This window comes from Streptomyces sp. R21 (assembly GCF_041051975.1).
Classification (GTDB): Bacteria; Actinomycetota; Actinomycetes; order Streptomycetales; family Streptomycetaceae; genus Streptomyces.
Genome location: NZ_CP163435.1, coordinates 7,062,087 through 7,082,244, shown reverse-complemented (window position 1 = coordinate 7,082,244; position 20,158 = coordinate 7,062,087). Strand labels below are relative to the sequence as shown.

The following is a 20,158-nucleotide window of genomic DNA, read 5'->3' as shown; positions in this document are numbered from 1 at the left end:
GGGGCGTCGAGATGCCCGGCGGTACCGCTGAACCCCCGCAACGGCACCGCCCGCGAAACCGGTCCGGTGAGCGCGATCCGCCCACCGGACCGGCTCGACGGATCCCCGCCGGACAGGCTCGGAGCCGCTGCCCGGCCCTCCGCCGGACCAGCCGAGGTCCCGCGGCCGTACGCGAGGAGAGATCACGTTGAACGCCCCGGACAAGGCCCTTCTCGAGTGGCTGGAGCAGCCGTCCGCCGACCGCGGGCTGCGCTTCGCCGCCGCCGGCGACAGCTGGGAATTCTGGTCGTACGCGGCCCTCGCCGAGCTGACGCTGCGCACCGCGGCCGCACTGCACGCGCACGGCCTGCAACGCGGTGAGGTGGTCGCCGTCGTCCAGCGGTCGAGCCCCGGCTTCGCGGCCGGCTGGTTCGGCGCGATCGCCGCGGGCGGCACCGCCTGCTCGATCGCCCCGCCGTTCGCCTTCCAGCGTGCCGACGACTACGAGAAGCACGCCACGCACCTGTTCGCCACGGCGCGGCCGGCCGTGACGCTGTGCGATGAAGACTCCATCGAGAAGGTCCGCAAGATCACGGCGAACCTCGGGCTTCCCGAGCCCGTGCTCTTCGAGGAGTTCGTCGCGGGCGTCGCACCGGCCCAACAGCCGTTCCCGGCAGCGGAGTTCGCGCTGCTGCAGTTCACCTCGGGCTCCAGCGGTTTCTCCCGCGGCGTCCAGGTCACGGGCGACGCGCTGCGCGCCAATGTGACGGCCATGCGGCGCTGGCTCGACTGGTCACCCGACCAGCCGGGCATCGCGTGGCTCCCGGTCCACCACGACATGGGCCTCATCGGCTGCCTCATCAACATCGTCACCACCGGGTGCGACGGCTGGATGCTTCAGCCGGAGGACTTCATCCGCTCCCCGCTGCGCTATCTGCGCTGCATCAGCGAGCAGCGCGTGGGACTGGCCGCGATGCCCAACTTCGGCCTCGCCTACATCCTGCGCCGGATCAAGCCGCAGGACCTCGAAGGACTGCGCTTCGACTCGCTGCGCTCGATCATCCTGGGCGCGGAGCGTATCGACCCGACGGTCCTGGAGAAGTTCGACGAACTGCTCTCCCCGTACGGCTTCGACCGCCGGGCCCTGCTGCCCGCGTACGGCGGCGCGGAGGCGACCCTCGCCGTCACCGGGCTCCCCCTCGGCGAGGGCTGGACGGCCCTGTCGCCGGAGCACGGCGGTGCGGCGGCCGCTGCGGGCGGACGGATCGTGGGCTGCGGGCGCCCTCTGGAGGGCGTGTCGGTCACCGTCGTGGACGACGACGAGCGGCCGGTCGCGGACGGCACGGTCGGCGAGATCGTCGTCACCGGCACCTCGGTCGCGACCAGTTATGTCGGCGACCCGGGCTCCGCCTCGGGCACGAGCATCGGCGACGGCACCCTGCGCACGGGCGACGCGGGCTTCCTGCACGACGGGCAGCTCTTCGTCGTCGGCCGCCTCGGTGACGGGCTGAAGGTGCACGGCCGGATGGTCTTCGCCGAGAGCCTGGAGGCGCAGCTCGTCGAGCGTGGCATCCCCGAGCGCCGGGTGGCCGTCCTCCTCGGCATCCGCGACGGCGTACCGACGGCGGCCGTGGTGCTGGAGGCCGCCAAGCCCGAGTGGTACGAGATCGCCGGCGCCGTCCTGCGGGAGTCCCTCACGGACACGGAGCTGACGGCCCTCACCGTGTCCCGCGGCGGTATCGCCGTCACCTCCAGCGGCAAGCCCCGCCGCCGCGTCATGTGGACCGCCCTGTGCGAGGGCACCCTGTCCGGCGACACTGTGGCTCTGTAGCCACGCGGGCGGATGCGGCCGGGCTCACTGCGACCGGACGTGCGGAATCGTCACCGCGGTGGCGACCAGACCCCGGCCGACCGTCCACCGTCCCTCGAAGTGTCCGAGGCGGCGCCCACCCACGACCGGTCCGGGAACGAGGAGTTCGGCGCGGAACCGGCCATGCGACGCCGATCCGGGCGACACGTGGATCTCTATGTCCGCCTCCCCGAAGTCCAGCCACGTGCCGGTCAGCGGAAACCAGGCCTTGTAGACGGACTCCTTCGCGCTGTACAGCAGCCGGTCCCAGTGAACCGCGGGCTGCCGGGCGCTCAGCAGCGTCAGGCGCTCGCGTTCGACGGGCAGCGAGACGGAGGGCAGGACGCCGTCCGGGAGTGGGCCGTGGGGTTCGGCGTCGATGCCCAGGGAGGCCAGGTCGGCGGCGCGGGCCAGGGCTGCGGCGCGGTAGCCGTCGCAGTGGGTCATGCTGCCGATCAGGCCCTGGGGCCATTGCGGGGCACCGCGTTCGCCGGGCAGCACGGCAACCGGCGGCACACCGAGCTTCGCCATGGCGCGACGAGCACAGGCGCGCACCGCGGAGAACTCGCGGCGGCGCTTGTCCACCGCCCGCGCCACGACCTCCTCCTCCTCGGGGTGGAGCGGGGCCCGGTCGGTCTCGTCGTCGCCGTAGGCCTCCACGGCCACCACCGAGTCGGGGAGCAGCTCATCGATCACCGGTTCCGTCCTCTCACAGGTGGGGCGAGGCCGGTTCGCCGCCGAGCCGCAGGTCACCGACCCCGTCGAGGATCTTCTCAGAGGACGCGACGTGGCGGCCCGCGGTGATCACGTCACGCAGGCACCGGTCCAGCGGGGTGCGTTCGGTGTAGACCGCGGCCGACCCCACGGCGTCGTACAGGAGTTGGACCGCCTCCCGGCAGGCCCGGTGCGCGAACTGGCGGGCCAGCGCGGCCGTGCCGCGTTCGGGTGCGAGGCCCGCCGCCTGTGCGGCCCAGGCGTCCTCCAGCGTGGCGTACACGTAGGCGGCCGCCGCGCCGATCAGCGACTCGGCGTGCGCGAGGTCGGCCGGGGCAGCCGGCCTGGGCAGTGCGGAACGCCTGTCGGCGAGGATCTCCCTGGCGGAGTTCAGCGCGGACCTGGCGATGCCCAGCGGCACGCCCGCCATCTTGAGGGCGAGGTTGTCGGCGCGCAGATGGAGCGGCTCCTGCCGGGTGCCGGACCGCACAGGCGCGAACGTGTGCCGTTCCGGCACGAACAGATCGGCGACCTCGAAGTCGTGGGAGCCGGTGCCGCGCAGCCCGGTGGTCTGCCAGGTGTCGAGAACCCGCGCGTGTACGGCGTCGAAGACGGCGATCCTCGGGGCGCCCTCCGGGGTCCGGAACCCGGCCAGCACTCGGTCGGCGTGGGTGATCCCGCTGCCGTACGTCCAACGGCCCGACAGGAGGTAGCCGCCGCCGCTCCGGACCGCCCGCCCGGCCGGCGGCAGCACCGTCACGGTGATCAGGTCCGGGTCCGGGAACAGCTCGGCGGACACCTCCGCGGGCAGCGACACCACGGCCAGTGCGGCGTTCAGCGCGACGGCCGCGCACCAGGCGACCGAGGCGTCCCCCTCCGCCAGCAGCTCGACGGCCCGGGTGACCTCCGGCACGGTCATCTCGACACCGCCCCCCGCCGCCGGCAGGGCGGCGCGCAGCAGCCCGGTGGCCTTGAGGCCGTCGAGGACGTCACCGGGAATCCGGCCCAGCCGCTCGATCTCCGGCGCGCGCGCCGGAAGGGTCGAGGCGTACGCCCGTACGCGGTCCATGACCGACGCGGCGGTGCGGCCCGTCGTCCCGGTCCGGGTCGGCAGGTCCATCGCGGTCATCCGGTCCTCCTCAAATCGGCTGATGGTTCGGCTGGTTCGGGTCACAGGTCGTTCAGGGCCTTGCCGAGCTCGGCTGCCAGCGTCTGGAGGTTCGGCGGGCGCATGACGCTGTAGTGGTCGCCGGGCACGTCGACGCTCTCGGCCCGGTCGCCGAGGAGATCCAGCCACTGCCTGGTGGTCGAGGCGGTGGCCCCGTCCATGGCCCGCAGCAGCCGGACTCTGCCGTGGTACGCGGTGGGCTCGTGGTCGGCCAGGGCGCGGCTCAGGCGCAGGAACCGGCCCGCGAGCCGTTCCAGGGTGGCGGCGTCGATCTCGTCCGGCAGGACGGCGGCGGCGCGGGCCCGCGTGCGCAGTTCCTCGATCGGGGACCGGCCGCCGGTGGGCTCGAACTCGGCCGGCCCGGGGTTCCAGTCGCTGCCCGCCAGCCCGGCCAGGTCGCGGGCGAACCGGGCCAGCAGCGCCGCGTCGGAGGCGGGTTCGGCGCGGCCGGGCGGTTCGAGCAGGTCCACGGCCGCGACGAGCTCGACCGCCTTGCCCCGCCCGGCGAGCAGGCGGCCGGTCTCCAGGGCGATCACGCCGCCCATGGACCAGCCGCCGAGCCGGTACGGGCCGTCCGGGAACCGTTCGGTGATCGCGTCGGCGTAGTGCGCGGCCAGGTCGGCCACGGACCGCGGCGCGGGTTCGAGGCCTGGGTACTGGTCGGGGTACTGGAGGGCGTGCAGCGGCTGGTCGTCGTCCAGGAGGGCGCCGAGGCCGGCGTAGCAGAGCACGTCGCCGCCGACCGGGTGGACGAGGATCAAGGGGGGCTGGGTTCCGGCGTCCCGGACCGTGACCAGGGCCGCCCGGCCTTCGTCGCCGGGCTGATCGCGCAGCACCTCGGCGAGCGACTCGACGGTCGGCCGGGCGAGCAGCGTGGCCACCGGCAGCGACCGGCCGGTGCGCTGCCGGATCCGGGCCATCATCCGCACCGCGAGCATGGAGTCGCCGCCGAGGTCGAAGAAGTTCGCGGTGACGCCGATGCCGATGCCGACGGGCCTGTCGGCGGGCTTGCCTGCGGGCTTGCCTGCGGGCTTGAAGAACTCGGCCCAGATCTCGGCGAGGAGCCGTTCGGTCGCATCGCGCGGTGCGACCGCAGCGCCGGAACGCGGGGCCGACTCCTCGGGCGACGGCAGGAGATGGCGGTCCACCTTGCCGTTGCCGGTCAGCGGCAGCTCGTCCAGGAGGACGATGCGGGCGGGCACCATGTAGCCGGGCAGTTCCCGGCCGAGCGCCTCGCGCAGCTCCTCCTCGGGGGTGTCCGACACGGCGTACGCGACGAGCCTTCTGGGGCCGCCCCGCTCGCCCTCGGCCACCGCGGCCGCCGCGCGGACGTCCGGCAGGCGCAGCAGCGCCGCCTCGATCTCGCCGAGCTCGATCCGATGCCCCTGGATCTTCACCTGAAGGTCCGCGCGCCCCAGGAACTCGATGTCGCCGTCCGGCAGACAGCGCCCGAGGTCACCGGTCCGGTAGAGCCGCTCCCCCGTCACCGGGTGGCGCAGGAACGCCGCGCGGGTCTTCGCCTCGTCGCCGAGGTAGCCGCGGGCCAGACCGGCACCGGCGATGTACAGATCGCCCGGGACCCAGATCGGGCGCGGGCGCAGCGCCCCGTCCAGCACATGGAAACGCTGGTTCCGCATCGGCCTGCCGTACGGGATGCTCGTGCGGTCGGGGTCCACTCGGGTGATCGGGTACTGGATCGACCAGATGGACGCCTCGGTGGCGCCGCCCAGGCTCCAGGTGCGCGCGTTCGGCACGACGGAGGCGATGGCTCCGGGGAGGGTGACGGGGATCCAGTCACCGCTCATCATCACCACGCGCAGCGACGGCGGACCGCCGAGGGCCCGCACGTGGGCGACGAACATGTCCATCAGCGCGGGGACGCTGTTCCAGATCGTCACGCGGTGCCGGTTCACCAGTTCCAGCCAGGCGGCCGGTTCGCGCTGCGCCGACGCGTCGGGCAGGACCACGGCTCCGCCGGCCGCGAGCAGACCGAACACGTCGTAGACCGAGAGGTCGAAGTGGAGCGCGGACAGGGCCAGGACGCGGTCGTCCGCACTCACGTCGAACCGGTCGTTGATGTCCTGGATCGTGTTGACCGCACCGGTGTGCTCGATCATCACGCCCTTCGGCACTCCGGTGGAACCCGAGGTGAAGATGACGTAGGCGAGATCTTCGGGCTCGGCCCGGGAAAGGGGCAGGGGGCTCGGGTAGGGGTCGTCCCATGCCGTGTCGACGTGCAGTGCGCGGGTTCCGTCCGGCAGTTCGAGCCCGTCCGCGACCGCCGACCGGGTCAGCACCACCTCGACACCGGCGGTCTCCATGATCACCCGAAGCCGGCGGCCGGGCACGGCGGCGTCGACCGGCACATAGGCGGCGCCGGACTTGAGGATGCCCAGGGCCGCGACGACCTGCTCCCAGCTCTTGTCCATCACGATGCCGACGAGCACACCCGGACCCGCGCCCTGGTCGAGCAGCCACCGGGCGATCCGGTCGGAGCGGCGGTCCACCTCGCCGTAGGTCAGGGTTCGGGCGGCGGTGATGACGGCGGGCGCGTCCGGCCGGATCCCGGCCTGCCGCAGGAACGCGTCGTGCAGCAGTTCGGAGGGGACGGGGGCGTCCGTGGCGTTGGCCGCCGCACGGATCTCCAGGTCGGCCGGCGGCGCGAGCACGGACGGCGGGCGACGCCACGCCCCCTCGCCGCACAGGTCCCGCACCAGGTCCAGGTAGGCGTCCCACATCCCGTCGACGACGCCGTCGGGGAACAGCTCCTCCACCACGTCCCAGTTGAGGACCAGTTCCCCGGCCTCCTCCAGGGCCTGGTGGTCCAGCCACACCTGCGGCGTCCGTACGGAGCTGGACGCGAGCGTGCCGCCACCGGCGCCGAGCGCCCGTAGTGCCGTGAGCGCGCCGTCGCCCTGTCCCGCGAAGCCGATCGTGCTGGTGAAGACCACGGGCATGCCCGCCAGGCCGGTGCCGCCCCGGGTGCGGTTGAGCTCACGCAGCACCTCGACGCCGCTGACGTGCCCGTGTTCGAGGTCGCTCAGCAACTGGTTCTGCAACCGCGTGGCGCCCGAGGTGAAGTCCTCGGCGGGGGCGGCGTCGACTTCCAGCAGGAGGGTCTCGCTGAGGTTTCCGACGACCCGGCCGACGTCCTCGTGCAGTGGCCGCCGGTTGAACGCCAGCAGGTTGAGCGTGAAGCGCGGCGAGGCGCTCCAGGCGGCGAGGACCTGTGCGTACGCGGTGCACAGGGCGGCCGAGGGCGAGACGCCCGCGGCGGCCGCGTGGTCCTTGAAGCGCTGCCATGCCTCGGGCCCGACGCGGCCCGTGCGGTGGGTGAACACCGGCCGCCGTGGCGCGGGTCCCGGTCGCAACGGCAGGCGGGGCGCGGGCGGGAGAGAGGCGACGCGCGCCTGCCAGTAGGCGAGCGACTTCTCGCGCGGCGCGGCGTCCGATTCGGCGGCGGCGAGCACGTAGTCGCGGTAGGTGAGGGCCGGGGCGGGTGCCGCGGGCGTCCCGGAGCGGTAGGTCTGCGCCCACTCCCGGAACAGCACCCCGGAACTCCGGCCGTCGACGATCAGCGCGTCGAAGTTGAGGTGCAGCCGGGTCGTGCGCGCGTCGAGCAGGGTCGCCCGTACGTCGAACAGCGGCCAGACCTCGGTGTCGAAGACCTGGTTCCGCATCTCCTCGTGGATCTCCGCCAGGCGGCGGGCCCGTTCGGCGCCGTCGCACGTCCGCAGGTCGACCGTGGCGATGCGGTAGTCGGGGACCTCGGCGAGCACCCGCTGGTACCCGGGGCCATGCCCGTCCCCGTCCCTGGCGACGACCGCGCGGAGCATGTCGTGCCGGTCGATGAGGAGCCGGAAGGAGGCAGCGAGCCGGCCCAGGTCGGTCTCCTCCAGGTCGACCTCGACGAGGAAGGAGGTGGAGACGTTGCCGAGCTCGAAGGCGTCGGTCCGGCCCACCAGGTAGGCCTGTTGGAGGTCGGTGAGGGGGAAGGCGTCGTGGCGGGCGGCGGGGTTCGCGGCGAGGCGTTCCGTGGGTGGTGCGGGCAGGGCCGCGAGGGGCGGTCGTTCGTCCGCGGGCGCGTCGTGGCCGGTCGCGCGGGCCTCGACTGTCCGCGCGATCTCGGTGACGCTCCGGCCGTCCAGCAGGTCGGGCAGCGGAAGGTCGACGCCCAGCCGCCGGGCGAGGGTTCCCCGGATGTCCATCGCGATCAGCGAGTCGATGCCCAGGCTCCGCAGCGGCAGGTGCAGATCGTCGCCGGTGACGGCCGCGCCGCGCGCCCGGCCGACCATGCCGATCACCAGCGCGGCCGCGCTGCCGGTCCCGGGCGCGGAGGGCTCGCCCGCACCTGCTGCCGTTTCCGGGTCTACGGCGTCGGACGCGGGGTTGACCGTGCCGGACAGCGCATCGAGGCGAACGCCGTCGAACGCGAACTCGGCCGCACCGGGCGCCGCTTCCAGCCGTACGCCGTCGGACGCGAACTCGACCGCACCGGGCGCCGCTTCCAGCCCCACACCGCCCGACGCGAACCCGACCGCACCGGGCGCCGCTTCCAGCCCCACACCGCCCGACGCGAACCCGACCGCACCGGGCGCCGCTTCCAGCCGTACGCCGTCCGCGAGTGCCACAGGCGTGCCGTCGGCGGCGACGAGCCGTATCTGCGCGACCAACGGGCCGCCGTGCGCGGGTGCTTGTTCCCTGCGGGGGTCTCCCGTCCAGAGCCAGTAGCGCTCGCGCTGGAACGGGTATCCGGGCAGCGACGCGGGCGCCCCGGCGGGCTCGCCGTGCACGCGGGTCCAGTCGATGCGGGCGCCTCGGGTGTAGAGCGCGCCGAGGCTGTCGAGGAGGGTGCGCCGGGCGTCCCCTCTCTCTTGCCCCGCGCGCAGCGACGGCAGGAACGCGGTGTGCTCGGTCGTCCGCACCTGGTCGAGGAGCGGCGAGGCGGGGCCCATCTCCACGAAGGTCCGGTGGCCGTCCCGTAGCAACCCGGCGATTTCGTCGGTGAACCGATCGGGCTCGGCGGCGTCTGCTGGAGTCCTTGCCGCCGCCCGCAGCGCGTCCTCCAGGCTCATCGTGCCCGTGACGCACGCGGCCACCAGCTCGCCGATGCCGTGGCCGAGGACGGCGACGGGCTCCACGCCCCACGACCGCCACAGCTCGGCGAGCGCGTACGCGACGGCGAACGGCGAGGGCCGGACACCGGACGCATCGGCCCGCTGGTCGCACTGGGCGCAAAGGTCCAGGGCCCGGCGGAACACCGGCTCCGCCTCGGCCAGTTCGGCGACCGTGTCGGCGTACGGCGAATCCGGGCGGCCGGTGAAGAGGAACACCGGGCCCCGGCCGGACTCCGGGCTCCGCGCGCCGACGCGTACGCCGGGCGGCGGCGCCTCGCCGGGACGCGTCCGGGTGAGGAGGTCCCGCAGCTCGGCGCGCGAGGACGCGACGGCCGTGAGCCGGTGCGCGAAGTGCGCCCGCCCGAGGCTCGTGGTGCGGCATATTGCCGCGAGCGGATCGCCGACGGCACCGCCGTCACCACCGGCCTGCCCGGCGTCGGAGCCGTCGGCCAGCAGATCGACGTAGCGCGCGGTGAGCTCGGCGAGCGCGGCCGGCGTCCTGGCCGACAGGGTCAACAGGCGTGGCTCGTCCTGCCCGGCGGGCCGGACCAACACGCGTGGCACATCCTGCCGGGCGGCCTGAAGCTCCTCGCCGGACGGCACCTCGCCGAGGACGACCGGAGCCTCTTCGATGATCACGTGCGCGTTCGTGCCGCTGATGCCCTGCGAGGACACCGCGGCGCGTTTCGGCCGCCCCGAGGTCTCCGGCCACGCGGTCTCCTCGGCGACGAGTTCGACCGCGCCCGCCGCCCAGTCGACGTGCGGGGTGGGCTCGTCCACGAACAGGGTGGCGGGGAGCCTGCCGTGACGCATCGACAGCACCGTCTTCATGACCCCGGCGACGCCCGCCGCCGCCTGGGAGTGCCCGATGTTGGACTTCAGCGAGCCGAGCCGCAGCGGCAGGTCCCGGTCACGCCCGTAGGCGGCCAGCAGGGCACGCGCCTCGATCGGGTCGCCGAGCGGGGTGCCGGTGCTGCTCGCCTCCACCACCTGGACGTCACCGGGCGACAGCCGCGCGTCCTTCAACGCCTGCCGGATGACCCGCTGTTGCGCGGAACCGCTCGGCGCGGTGAAGCCGTTGCTGGCGCCGTCCTGGTTCACCGCGCTGCCGCGCACCACGGCCAGCACGGGGTGACCGAGCCGCCTGGCGTCCGACAGCCGTTCCACCAGCAGCAGGCCCACGCCCTCGGAGAGCCCACTGCCGTCGGCGGCGGCCGAGAAGGGGCGGCAGCGGCCGTCCGGCGACAGGCCCTGCATGCGGGTGAACTCGGTGAACAGCTGCGGCGTGGACATGATCGTCGCGCCGCCCGCCAGCGCCATCGTGCACTCGCCGCGGCGCAGTGACTGCACGGCCAGGTGCAGCGCCACCAGCGACGACGAACAGGCCGTCTCCACGGTGATCGCCGGGCCGCGCAGGCCGAACGTGTACGAGATCCGGCCGGACGCGACGCCGCCCACCGACCCGGTCGTCAGGAAGCCCTCGGCCTCCTCGGGCACGTCGCCGCGCCCCAGCCCGTAGTCGTGACAGGACAGCCCGGTGAACACGCCGGTCTCGGTGTCGCGCACCGACTCCGGATCGATCCCGGCGTCCTCGAAGGCCCGCCAGGCGGTCTCCAGGAGCAGCCGTTGCTGCGGGTCCATGGCCAGGGCCTCGCGCGGGCTGATGCCGAAGAAGCCCGCGTCGAAGTCCGCCGCGTCGTAGAGGAAGCCGCCGGAGCCGGTCAGGCTGCGGCCGCCGTTGCCGGGGTCGTACAGGCCGTCGTCCCAGCCCCGGTCGCGGGGGAACGCGCCGACGGTCTCCCCGCCCGAGGCCAGCAGCCGCCACAGGGCGGCGGGCGAGTCGATCCCGCCCGGGTACCGGCACGCCATGCCGACGATCGCGATCGGCTCCCGGTCGCCCTCCTCCAGCTCGCGCACGCGCTCACGCGCCTGGTGCAGGTCGAGGGTGAGGCGCTTGAGGTAGCCGAGCAGCTTCTCTTCTGATTCTGATCCCATGACGGATCGGTCCTCCGTAGGCGGGTCAGGAGCCGGAGAGCTCGCGGTCGATGAAGTCGAGCAGTTCCTCGGCGGTCGCGGCTTCGACGAGCGCCGCTACGTCCGCCTCGACGTCCGGGGGGCTGTCCTCCGGACGGGCCGGGGCCTCCTGCGGCGGTACGAGTTCGGTGTCCAGGACGGCGACGAGCTCGGGAAGCGTCGGCGCCTCGAACAGCAGGGTGAGCGGGAGCTTGAGGTCCGTCGCCGCGCCCAGGCGGTTGCGGAACTCCACCGAGGTGAGCGAGTCGAACCCGAGCTCGCCGAACGGCCTGTCGTCCGGGATCGCTTCGGGCCGCGAGCCCAGCACGGCGGCCATGTGGGTCCGGATCAGATCGGCCAGGATCCCCGCGCGTTCACCGGCGGACAGGCCGGTCAGCTCGTGCCGCAGCGGCCGGTGGCGCCGGTGTTCGGGGACGTTCGCGGGCCGCCCGGCTCCGGCGGCCGCCACGACCTCGCGAAGGACCGGCGGAAGGTCCGCTCCGAGGCCGCGCAGGATCTCGCGGTCGAGCCGGGCCGGCGCCAGGACCGCGTGCGGTGACGGCAGGGCCGCGTCCAGCAGGGCCAGGCCATGGTCGGGGGCCAGCTCCACGAGCCCGGCCCGTGCGAAGCGGGCGCGGTCGGCGTCGGTGAGGGCGCCGATCATGCCGTCCGGGTCGTCCCACAGGCCCCAGGCCAGCGCGAGAGCGGGCAGGCCCTGCGCGCGGCGGCGTCGGGCGAGTCCGTCGAGGAACGCGTTGGCGGCGGTGTAGCCGCCCTGCCCGGCGCCGCCGAGCGTCCCCATGACCGAGGAGACGAGAACGAACGCGGTGAGCGGGTGACCCTCGGTCAGTTCGTGCAGATGCCAGGCCCCGTCGGCCTTGACGCGCATCACCCGGTCGATCTGTTCGGGGGTGAGCGAGGTGATCGGCGCGTCGTCCACCACGCCGGCGGCGTGGATCACGGCGGTCAGCGGGTGCCGGTCGGGGACGGCGTCGATCATCGCGGCCACGGCCTCCCGGTCGGCGACGTCCACGGCCGCGAAGCTCACCTCGGCGCCGAGCCCGTCGAGATCGGACGCCAGCTCGGGGGCCCCCGGCGCGTCGCCGCCACGGCGTCCGGCCAGCAGGAGCCGTCGTGCGCCGTGTCCGGTGACCAGGTGCCGGGCGACGGCCCGGCCGATGGCGCCGGTCCCGCCGGTGATCAGGACGGTTCCGTCCGGGTCGAGGACCGGCGGGACGGTGAGCACGACCTTGCCGACGTGGGCGCCCCGGCGCAGCAACCCGAAGGCTTCGGGGGCGCGCCGGACGTCCATGTCGGTGACGGCGGGCCAGCTGAACGCGCCCTCGGCGAACAGCTCGACCGTTCGGTTCAGGAGGCGGGCGAGGTGCTCGGGCGGCAACTGCAGCAGGTTGAACGCCTGGTAGCGCGCACCGGGATGCGCGGCGGCCACCTCGGCGGGATCGCGCGGGTCGGTCCTGCCCAGTTCGACCAGGAGCCCGCCGGGGCGCAGCAGCCGCAGCGACTCGTCGACGAGCTCGCCGGTCAGCGAGTTCAGTACGACGGCCATGCGCGGGCCGTCCGCACCGAAGCGCTGTCCGAAGCCCTGTCCGAAGTGCTTGCCGAACCGTTCGCCGAACCCGGGCTCGCGGGACGAGGCGAGGTGGTCGTCGTCGACGCCGAGGGCGCGCAGGGCGGGCCACTTGGCGGGGCTCGCGGTCGCGTGGACCTCGGCGCCCAGGTGCCGGGCCAGCTGGACGGCGGCCATGCCGACGCCGCCCGCCCCGGCATGGATCAGGACGGGGTCGCCCGCGCCCACGCCTCCCAGCTCGACCAGCGCGTGCAGGGCGGTCAGGTGGGCGACCGGCACGGCGGCGGCCCGGGTGAACGACCAGCCGTCGGGGATCTTGACGAGGGTGCGGTGGTCGGCGTGCGCCACCGCGGCGAACGCGCCGGAGAACAGTCCCATCACCCGGTCGCCGACGGCCAGTCCGGTGACACCGGGGCCGGTCGCGGTGACCACGCCCGCGCCTTCCAGGCCGAGCGGGCCGGGGTCGCCGGGGTGCATGTCGAGCGCGCCCAGGACGTCGTGGAAGTTGAGCCCGGCGGCGCGGACCGCGATCCGGACCTGGCCGGGGCCGGGTTCGGCGGCGGCCTCGGGGCAGGGCCGGACCTCCAGGGCGGTGAGGGTTCCGCGTTCGGGGATGTCGAGCCGCCAGGCAGGCGCGTCCTCGGGAAGCTTGAGCTCGGCGTCTGCTCCTGCGGACACGAGCCGGGGCACCAGTACGGCGCCACCGCGGACCGCCGCCTGGTTCTCGTCCGGCGCCAGCGCCCCGGCCGGAACCTCGGTGGCGTCGGGGTCGAGGTCCACCAGGACGAAGCGCCCCGGGTGCTCGACCTGCGCCGTCCGCACCAGGCCCCACACCGCCGCCTGGGCGAGGTCCCGAACGCTCTCGCCGGGCCGTACCGCAACAGCCCCACGGGTCACCAGTACCAGACGGGTCGCGGCAAGCCGCTCCTCGACAAGCCACCGGCCCAGCAGCTCCCGCACCCGCCGAACCGCGTCCCGGGCGCCCGTCGCCGCGTCGGTCCCGTCCTCGCCGGCCGGGCAGCTCACCACGGCGTACGTGGGTGCCTCGCCCGCCGCGAGCACCGCGTCCGGGTCGAGGGCGTCCCAGGGGACCGGCACCTGCCCGGCCGGCGATCCGCCCGTCGACTCGCGCACCGCTTCCCACTCCAGCGCGAACAGCGAGTCGCGGGCCATGGCGGCGGGATCGGCCGGGCGGCCCGTTGCGACCGGGCGCAGTTCCAGCGACTCGACCAGCCCCGCCGGTTCGCCCGAGGCGTCGAGCAGGACCAGGGAGAAGCCTCCGTCCGCGGCAGGCGCCGTACGCACCCGCAGGGAAGCCCGGCCACCCGCACCGGACAGGGACACTCCGCGCCAGCGCAGCGGCTGCGTGCGCTGCCCCTCGCGGCCGAGGGCGTCGGCGATCAGGCCGTGCAGGGACGCGTCCAGCAGGGCGGGGTGCAGCTGGTAGGCCCCGGCGTTCGCGGCCTCCGGCTCGGGCAGGACGGCCTCGGAGAACTGTTCGCCGTCGCGTCGCCAGACGCCCCGTAGCCCCTGGAACACCGGCCCGTGCTCGTACCCGTGCAGGCCGAGGTCCTCGTACATGCGGGCCAGCGGCACGGGCGCCGCGTCGGCCGGCGGCCACTCCCCGGAGGCCTGGGCGGGTGCCGTAGCCGTGTCCCTGCCCAGCGTTCCGACGGCGTGCTCGATCCACTCCCCACCGGTCACCCGGCCCCATATACGGCAGCTCCGCAGCCCGTCCCCGTCCTCGCCCGCCACCCGGACGCGCAGGTCGACGGCGCCGTCCGCCGGGAGCTCCATGGGCGTGGAGACGGTCAGTTCCTCGACCCGTGCCGCGTCGGCCTTCGTGCCCGCGTGCAGGGCCATCTCCAGGAACGCGGTGCCCGGTACGACGATCGTGCCCGAGAGGGCGTGGTCGGCCAGCCAGGGGTGGGCACGGGTCGACAGCCGCCCGGTGAACACGGTCTCGCCGTCGCCGAGTTCGACGGCCGCGCCGAGCAGCGGATGGTCGGCCGGGGCCTGGCCGAGGTCGGCCGTGCCGGACGGCCCCGCGGTGCTGGTGAGCCAGTAGCGACGGCGCTGGAAGGGGTAGGTGGGCAGGTCGACGTGGCCGGCGGCCGTTCCGGTGAGCCGTTCCCACGCGACGGGCACGCCCTGGACGTAGGCCTCGGCGGCCGAGGTGAGGAACCGGCGCAGGTCCCCGTGGTCGCGGCGCAGCGAGCCGGTCACGATGCCGTCGGCTCCGGCCTCTTCGAGGATCTGGCCGATGCTGCCGACAAGGACCGGGTGGGGGCCGACCTCGACGAACGTGGTGTGGCCGGACGCGATGAGCGCCTGGACGGCCTCCTGGAAGCGCACGGTGTGCCGCAGGTTCCGGTACCAGTAGGTCGCGTCGAGCTCGCCGCCCTCCTGCCAGTCGGCGGTGACCGAGGACATCAGCGCGATCTCGCCGGTGCGCGGCTCGAGCGGTGCCAGCCCGGCCAGGATCTTCTCGCGGATCGGTTCGACCGCCGGGCAGTGCGAGGCGAACGCGGCCGCGATCGCGCGGGCGTTGACGCCCTCGGCCCGGTAGCCGTCGACCAGTTCGGCGATGGCGTCCGACGCACCGGCCACGGCGGTGGTGGCCGGTCCGTTGATCGCGGCGATGCTCAGCGCGCCGAGTCGTTCCGGCACCGTACCGAGTCGTTCCCGCACCCGCTCGGCGGGCAGCGGGATCACGGCCATCGTCCCCCTGCCCATCAGGTCGACGGCCACACGGCTGCGCAACGCGATGGCGCGGGCGCCGTCGTCGAGGGAGAGCGCTCCGGCCACGACGGCGGCGGCGATCTCACCCTGGGAGTGACCGACCACGGCGTCCGGGACGACCCCGGCCGACCGCCACAGCTCGGCCAGCGACACCATCACGGCCCACAGCGCGGGCTGTACGACGTCGATCCGGTCGAGCAGGCCGGGCGCGCCGTCCAGGACGTCGGCCAGCGACCAGTCGATGTACGGCGCGAGCGCGCGCTCGCATTCGGCCAGGCGGGCGGCGAACACGGGGCTCTCGGCGGCGAGCGCCGCCGCCATGCCCTGCCACTGGCCGCCCTGTCCGGGAAAGACCAGAACCGTCCGGCCGGGCTCGCCCGCGCGACCGGTGACGACGCCGGGGGCCTCTTCGGCGCGGGCCAGGGCGTCCAGGGCCCGGTCGGCCTCCTGCCGGTCCCGGGCGATCACCACGGCGCGCTCGTCGAGGGGGGTCCGGGCGGTCAGGGCCGGTGCCGCGCCGACCGGGTCGAGCGGCCCGGCAGCCAGCGTCCGGGCCTGCTCCCGCAGCGCGTCGGGGGTCCGGGCCGACAGGACGACCGGCACCACGGGCGGCACCACGGGCGGCCGTACCGGCTCTTCGGCGAGTTCGGCGGGATCGGCGGGTTCGGCGGGCTCGGTCTCTGCGGGCGGCTCCGCCAGGATCACGTGCGCGTTGGTGCCGCTGATCCCGAACGAGGAGACGCCGCCGCGCCGGGGCTCGCCGGTGTCCGGCCAGGGACGGGCCCGGTCGAGCAGGGCCACCGACCCGGCAGCCCAGTCCACGTGCGGGGACGGCTCGTCGACGTGCAGCGTGGCGGGCAGGGTCGCGTTGCGGATCGCCTGGACCATCTTGATGACGCCGCCGACGCCCGCCGCGGCCTGTGCGTGTCCGATGTTGGACTTGAGGGACCCCAGCCACAGCGGCCGGTCCCGGTCCTGCCCGTACGCGGCGAGCAGGGCGCCCGCCTCGATCGGGTCGCCGAGAGCGGTGCCGGTCCCGTGCGCCTCCACCGCGTCGACCTGCCGCGGCGTGAGCCCGGCGTCGGCGAGAGCGTCCGCGATGACGCGCTGCTGGGCGACACCGTTGGGCGCGGAGAGCCCGTTGGAGGCGCCGTCGGAGTTGATGGCGCTTCCGGCGACGACCGCCAGGACGGGGTGGCCTTGGCGGCGGGCGTCCGAGAGCCGTTCGACGACGAGCATGCCCGCGCCCTCGCCCCATCCGGTGCCGTCCGCCTGCGCGGAGAAGGCCTTGCAGCGGCCGTCGGCGGCCAGCACCCGCTGGCGCGAGAGCTCCACGAACATGCCGGGGGCCGCCATGACCGTGACCCCTCCGGCCAGGGCGAGCGAGCAGTCGCCGGACCGCACCGCCCGCACCGCCTGGTGCAGCGCGACCAGCGACGCCGAGCACGCGGTGTCCACGGTCAGCGCGGGCCCGTTCAGGCCGAGGACATAGGCGATCCGCCCGGAGATCACACTCGCGCTGGTGCCGGTCAGCAGGTGCCCCGCGACGCCGTGCCCGGCCGCTTCCATGCTCGGCCCGTAGCCGGAGTGCATCGCCCCGGCGAACACACCGGTCCGGCTGCCCTGCAGCGTCGCGGGGTCGATCCCGGCGCGCTCCAGCGCCTCCCACGCCACTTCCAGGAGGAGGCGTTGCTGCGGGTCCATGGCAAGGGCCTCACGCGGGCTGATCCCGAAGAACTCCGCGTCGAAGTCCGTCGCGTCCCGCACGAAGCCGCCCCGGCGGACGTACGACGTCCCGATGCGTTCCGGATCCGGGTGATGGAGCGTCGCCAGGTCCCAGCCGCGGTCGTCGGGGAAGTCGCCGATGGCGTCGGTTGCCGTGTCGACCAGGTTCCACAGATCGTCGGGCGAGCGCACCCCGCCGGGGAACCGGCAGGCCATGCCGACGATGACCACGGGGTCGTCGACCTTGGAGTCGTCGGCCCGCTCCTGTGCTTCCGCTTCCGCCGGTGAACCCCCCGTGGACGCGCCCGCGTTCAGCTCACCGATCGCGGCGGCCAGGGCAGCCGGGCTCGGGTGGTCGTACAGGACGGTGCTCCCCAGGTTCAGCCCCGTCGCGGCCGACAGCCGGTCGCGCAGTTCGAGCGTCATGGCCGAGTCCAGGCCCATCTCCCGGAACGTCCGCCCGGCCCGTACGTCGCCCGCCGACCCGGCGCCCAGCACGACCGCCGTGAGGCTCCGGACCAGCTCCAGCACGGAACGCCCGTCTACGGCCACGACCGGGGCCGGGGTCGAGGTCAACGTCGAGGTCGCGTCAGGTATCTGCCCGCTGCCTCCGGGCAGACCGGGTGGCCAACAGGAGCGGCGCTGGAACGGATAGGTCGGCAGGTCGGCCAGTGGCGCCGAACGGGGGCCCAGCGCGGCCCAGTTCACCGCGACGCCGTGCACGAACGCCTCGCCCGCCGCCGTGAGGAACCGGTGACGGTCCCCGTGGCCGCGCCGCAGCGTGCTCAGCGCGGCGCCGTCCCCGCCGTACAGGTCGATCGTCTGACGGATGCCCGTCGTCAGCACCGGATGCGGGCTGACCTCCAGGAACGTCGAGTGGCCTGAGTCGAGCAACGCCTCGACGACCGGTGCGAACCGGACCGGCTCGCGCAGGTTGCGGAACCAGTACCCGGGGTCCAGTTCGGCGGTGTCGATCGGTTCGGCGGTGACGGTCGAGTGGAACGGCACGTCGGTGGAGCGCGGGGTGATCCCGGCGAGGGCGGTGAGCAGTTCCTCCCGCAGTTCCTCGACATCCGCGCTGTGCGAGGCGTAGTCGATCGCGAGCCGCCTGGTGCGCACCTCCTGCCCGTAGTGGGCGGCCAGTGCGTCGAGCGCGGCGACCGGACCCGCGACCACCGTGTGCGCGGGGCCGTTGACCGCCGCGATCGACGGCGACGCGTCCACCACGGCGAGATCGCGCCGCACCTGTTCGGCCGGCAGTTCCACCGACAGCAGCCCGCCACGGCCCGCGATCCGGTTCAGCACCCGGCTGCGCAGGGCCACGATCCGCGCGCCGTCCTGGAGCGACAGGGCGCCCATGGCGGTGGCGGCGGCGATCTCGCCCTGAGAGTGGGCCACCACGGCGGCGGGCTCGACCCCGGCCGAGCGCCAGAGCGCGGCCAGCGACACCATCACCGCCCACAGCGCGGGCTGGATGACCTCGTCGCCCTCCAGCGGCGGCGCACCGGGGACCCCGCGCAGGACGTCGATCAGCGACCAGTCCGACCAGTCCACGTACAGGCTGAGCGCGTCGGAGCATGCCCAGATCCGCTCGGCGAAGACGGCGGAGGTCCCGATCAACTCCGCTGCCATGCCCGCCCATTGCGAGCCCTGGCCGGGGAAGACGAAGACCGGCCGGACCGGCGGCCCTTCGCGTCGGCCCGTCACGACGGCCGCCGACGGCTGCCCGGCCGCGAGCGTCTGCAGTTCGGCGAGGAAGCCGTCCCGCTCGTCCGCGACGACGACGGCACGGTGTTCGAACGTGGTGCGGGTGACGGCCAGCGACCGGGCCACCGAAGCCACGCCGAGCTCCGGACGCGCCTGCGCATGAGCGCGCAGCCGTTCGGCCTGGTCCCGCAGCGCGGTTTCGTCACGCCCCGACAGGACCCAGGGCAGCGCTCCGGCATCCTCTTCGCCTACGTCGGGCTCCGCGCCCCGCCAGTCCGAGAGGATCAGGTGGCAGTTGGTGCCGCCGATCCCGAACGAGCTGACTCCCGCGATCAGTTGCCCGTCCGGCGACTGCGACGGCGACGGCCACGACCGGGTCTCGGTGTTCACCCGTAGACGCAGCTCGTGGAGCGGGATCCGCTCACCGGGCTCAACATGGTTCAGGCTGGGCACGAGTTCGCGCTCGCGGACGCACAGGACGGTCTTGATGAAGCCGGCGATCCCGGCCGCGCCCTCCAGATGACCGATGTTCGTCTTCACCGACCCGACCAGCAGCGGGGCGTCCTTCGTACGTGCCGAGCCCAGCGTCGCCCCGAGCGCGGCGGCCTCGATCGGGTCGCCGACCCGCGTCCCCGACCCGTGCAGCTCGACGTACCGCACCTCGCCCGGCTCGACGCCGGCGTCGGCGCAGGCGGCGAGGAGCACCCGCTCCTGCGACGCGCGGCCCGGCGTCGGCAGCGTCTCGGTCGCACCGTCGTTGTTCAGCGCGCTGCCGCGGATGACGGCATGGATGCGGTCGCCGTCCCGTACGGCGGCCTCCAGGAGCTTGAGTACGACGACCCCGCCGCCCTCGCCCCGGACGTAGCCGTCGGCGCGCGCGTCGAAGGTGAAGCAGCGCCCGTGTGCCGACAGCGTCCCGGCCCGCTCCAGGGCCAGGGTGCTCTCCGGGGCGAGGATCAGGTTCACCCCGCCGGCCAGGGCCAGGTCTGACTCACCGCTGCGGAGGCTGGCACACGCCAGGTGCACGGCGGCCAGTGACGACGACTGGCCACTGTCCACCACCAGACTCGGACCGGTCAGGCCCAGTGCGTACGAGATCCGGTTGGCGATCACCCCGCGCTGCAACCCGGTCAGCGTGTGCCCGGTCACCGCGTCGGTGCCCAGGCCGTGCAGCAGCGTCGCGTAGTCGTCGGCGATCACGCCGAGGAACACGCCCGTCCGGCTGCCCGCAAGGTCGCCCGGCAGGGTCCTGGCGTCCTCGACGGCCTCCCAGGCCAGTTCGAGGGCCAGCCGCTGCTGCGGGTCCATGGCCACGGCCTCGCGCTGCGAGACACCGAAGAACTCGGGATCGAACCCGTCCACCCGATCGAGGAACCCGCCACGCGCCGGCCCCCGTCCGCCCCGCCGATCGGTGATCGCGTCACCGCCGTCGCGCAGCAGCCGCCAGAACGCGCCCGGCCCGTCCGCCTGCGGAAACCGGCAGCCGATCCCGACGACCGCGACCGCGCGCGAAGGAAGATCACACACGCCTTGACCAGCAATGTCCATTGTCGATG

5 protein-coding genes are annotated in these 20,158 nt (G+C 74.3%); 1 reads left to right on the top strand and 4 read right to left on the bottom strand.

The window, feature by feature from the left end:
* The first annotated feature begins 187 nt into the window (after window positions 1-187).
* Window positions 188-1,810: an AMP-binding protein gene (locus tag AB5J56_RS31515; RefSeq protein WP_369237450.1), complete on the top strand. Its 1,623-nt coding sequence runs from the start codon at window positions 188-190 to the stop codon at window positions 1,808-1,810.
* 24 nt (window positions 1,811-1,834) lie between these two features.
* Here AB5J56_RS31515 and AB5J56_RS31510 read toward each other — a convergent pair whose 3' ends face one another.
* From AB5J56_RS31510 to AB5J56_RS31495, 4 genes are read right to left on the bottom strand one after another with little or no spacing between them, the layout of a single operon-like run.
* Window positions 1,835-2,524 carry a 4'-phosphopantetheinyl transferase gene (locus AB5J56_RS31510; RefSeq protein WP_369237448.1) on the bottom strand — a complete coding sequence of 230 codons (690 nt, stop codon included), beginning with the start codon at window positions 2,522-2,524 and terminating at the stop codon, window positions 1,835-1,837.
* A gap of 13 nt (window positions 2,525-2,537) precedes the next feature.
* Window positions 2,538-3,671: an acyl-CoA dehydrogenase family protein gene (locus tag AB5J56_RS31505; RefSeq protein ID WP_369237446.1), complete on the bottom strand. Its 1,134-nt coding sequence runs from the start codon at window positions 3,669-3,671 to the stop codon at window positions 2,538-2,540.
* A gap of 41 nt (window positions 3,672-3,712) precedes the next feature.
* Window positions 3,713-10,822 (bottom strand): amino acid adenylation domain-containing protein, encoded by a 7,110-nt coding sequence (locus AB5J56_RS31500; RefSeq protein WP_369237444.1) that lies wholly within the window; start codon window positions 10,820-10,822, stop codon window positions 3,713-3,715.
* 25 nt (window positions 10,823-10,847) lie between these two features.
* Window positions 10,848-20,129 carry a type I polyketide synthase gene (locus tag AB5J56_RS31495; RefSeq protein ID WP_369237442.1) on the bottom strand — a complete coding sequence of 3,094 codons (9,282 nt, stop codon included), beginning with the start codon at window positions 20,127-20,129 and terminating at the stop codon, window positions 10,848-10,850.
* Between the last annotated feature and the right edge of the window lie 29 nt (window positions 20,130-20,158).

What these genes read in the sequence shown, in the direction of transcription:
- AB5J56_RS31505 (WP_369237446.1), bottom strand. Translation starts at nt 3,671, where the DNA reads ATGACCGCGATGGACCTGCCGACCCGGACCGGGACGACGGGCCGCACC.
- AB5J56_RS31500 (WP_369237444.1), bottom strand. Translation starts at nt 10,822, where the DNA reads ATGGGATCAGAATCAGAAGAGAAGCTGCTCGGCTACCTCAAGCGCCTC.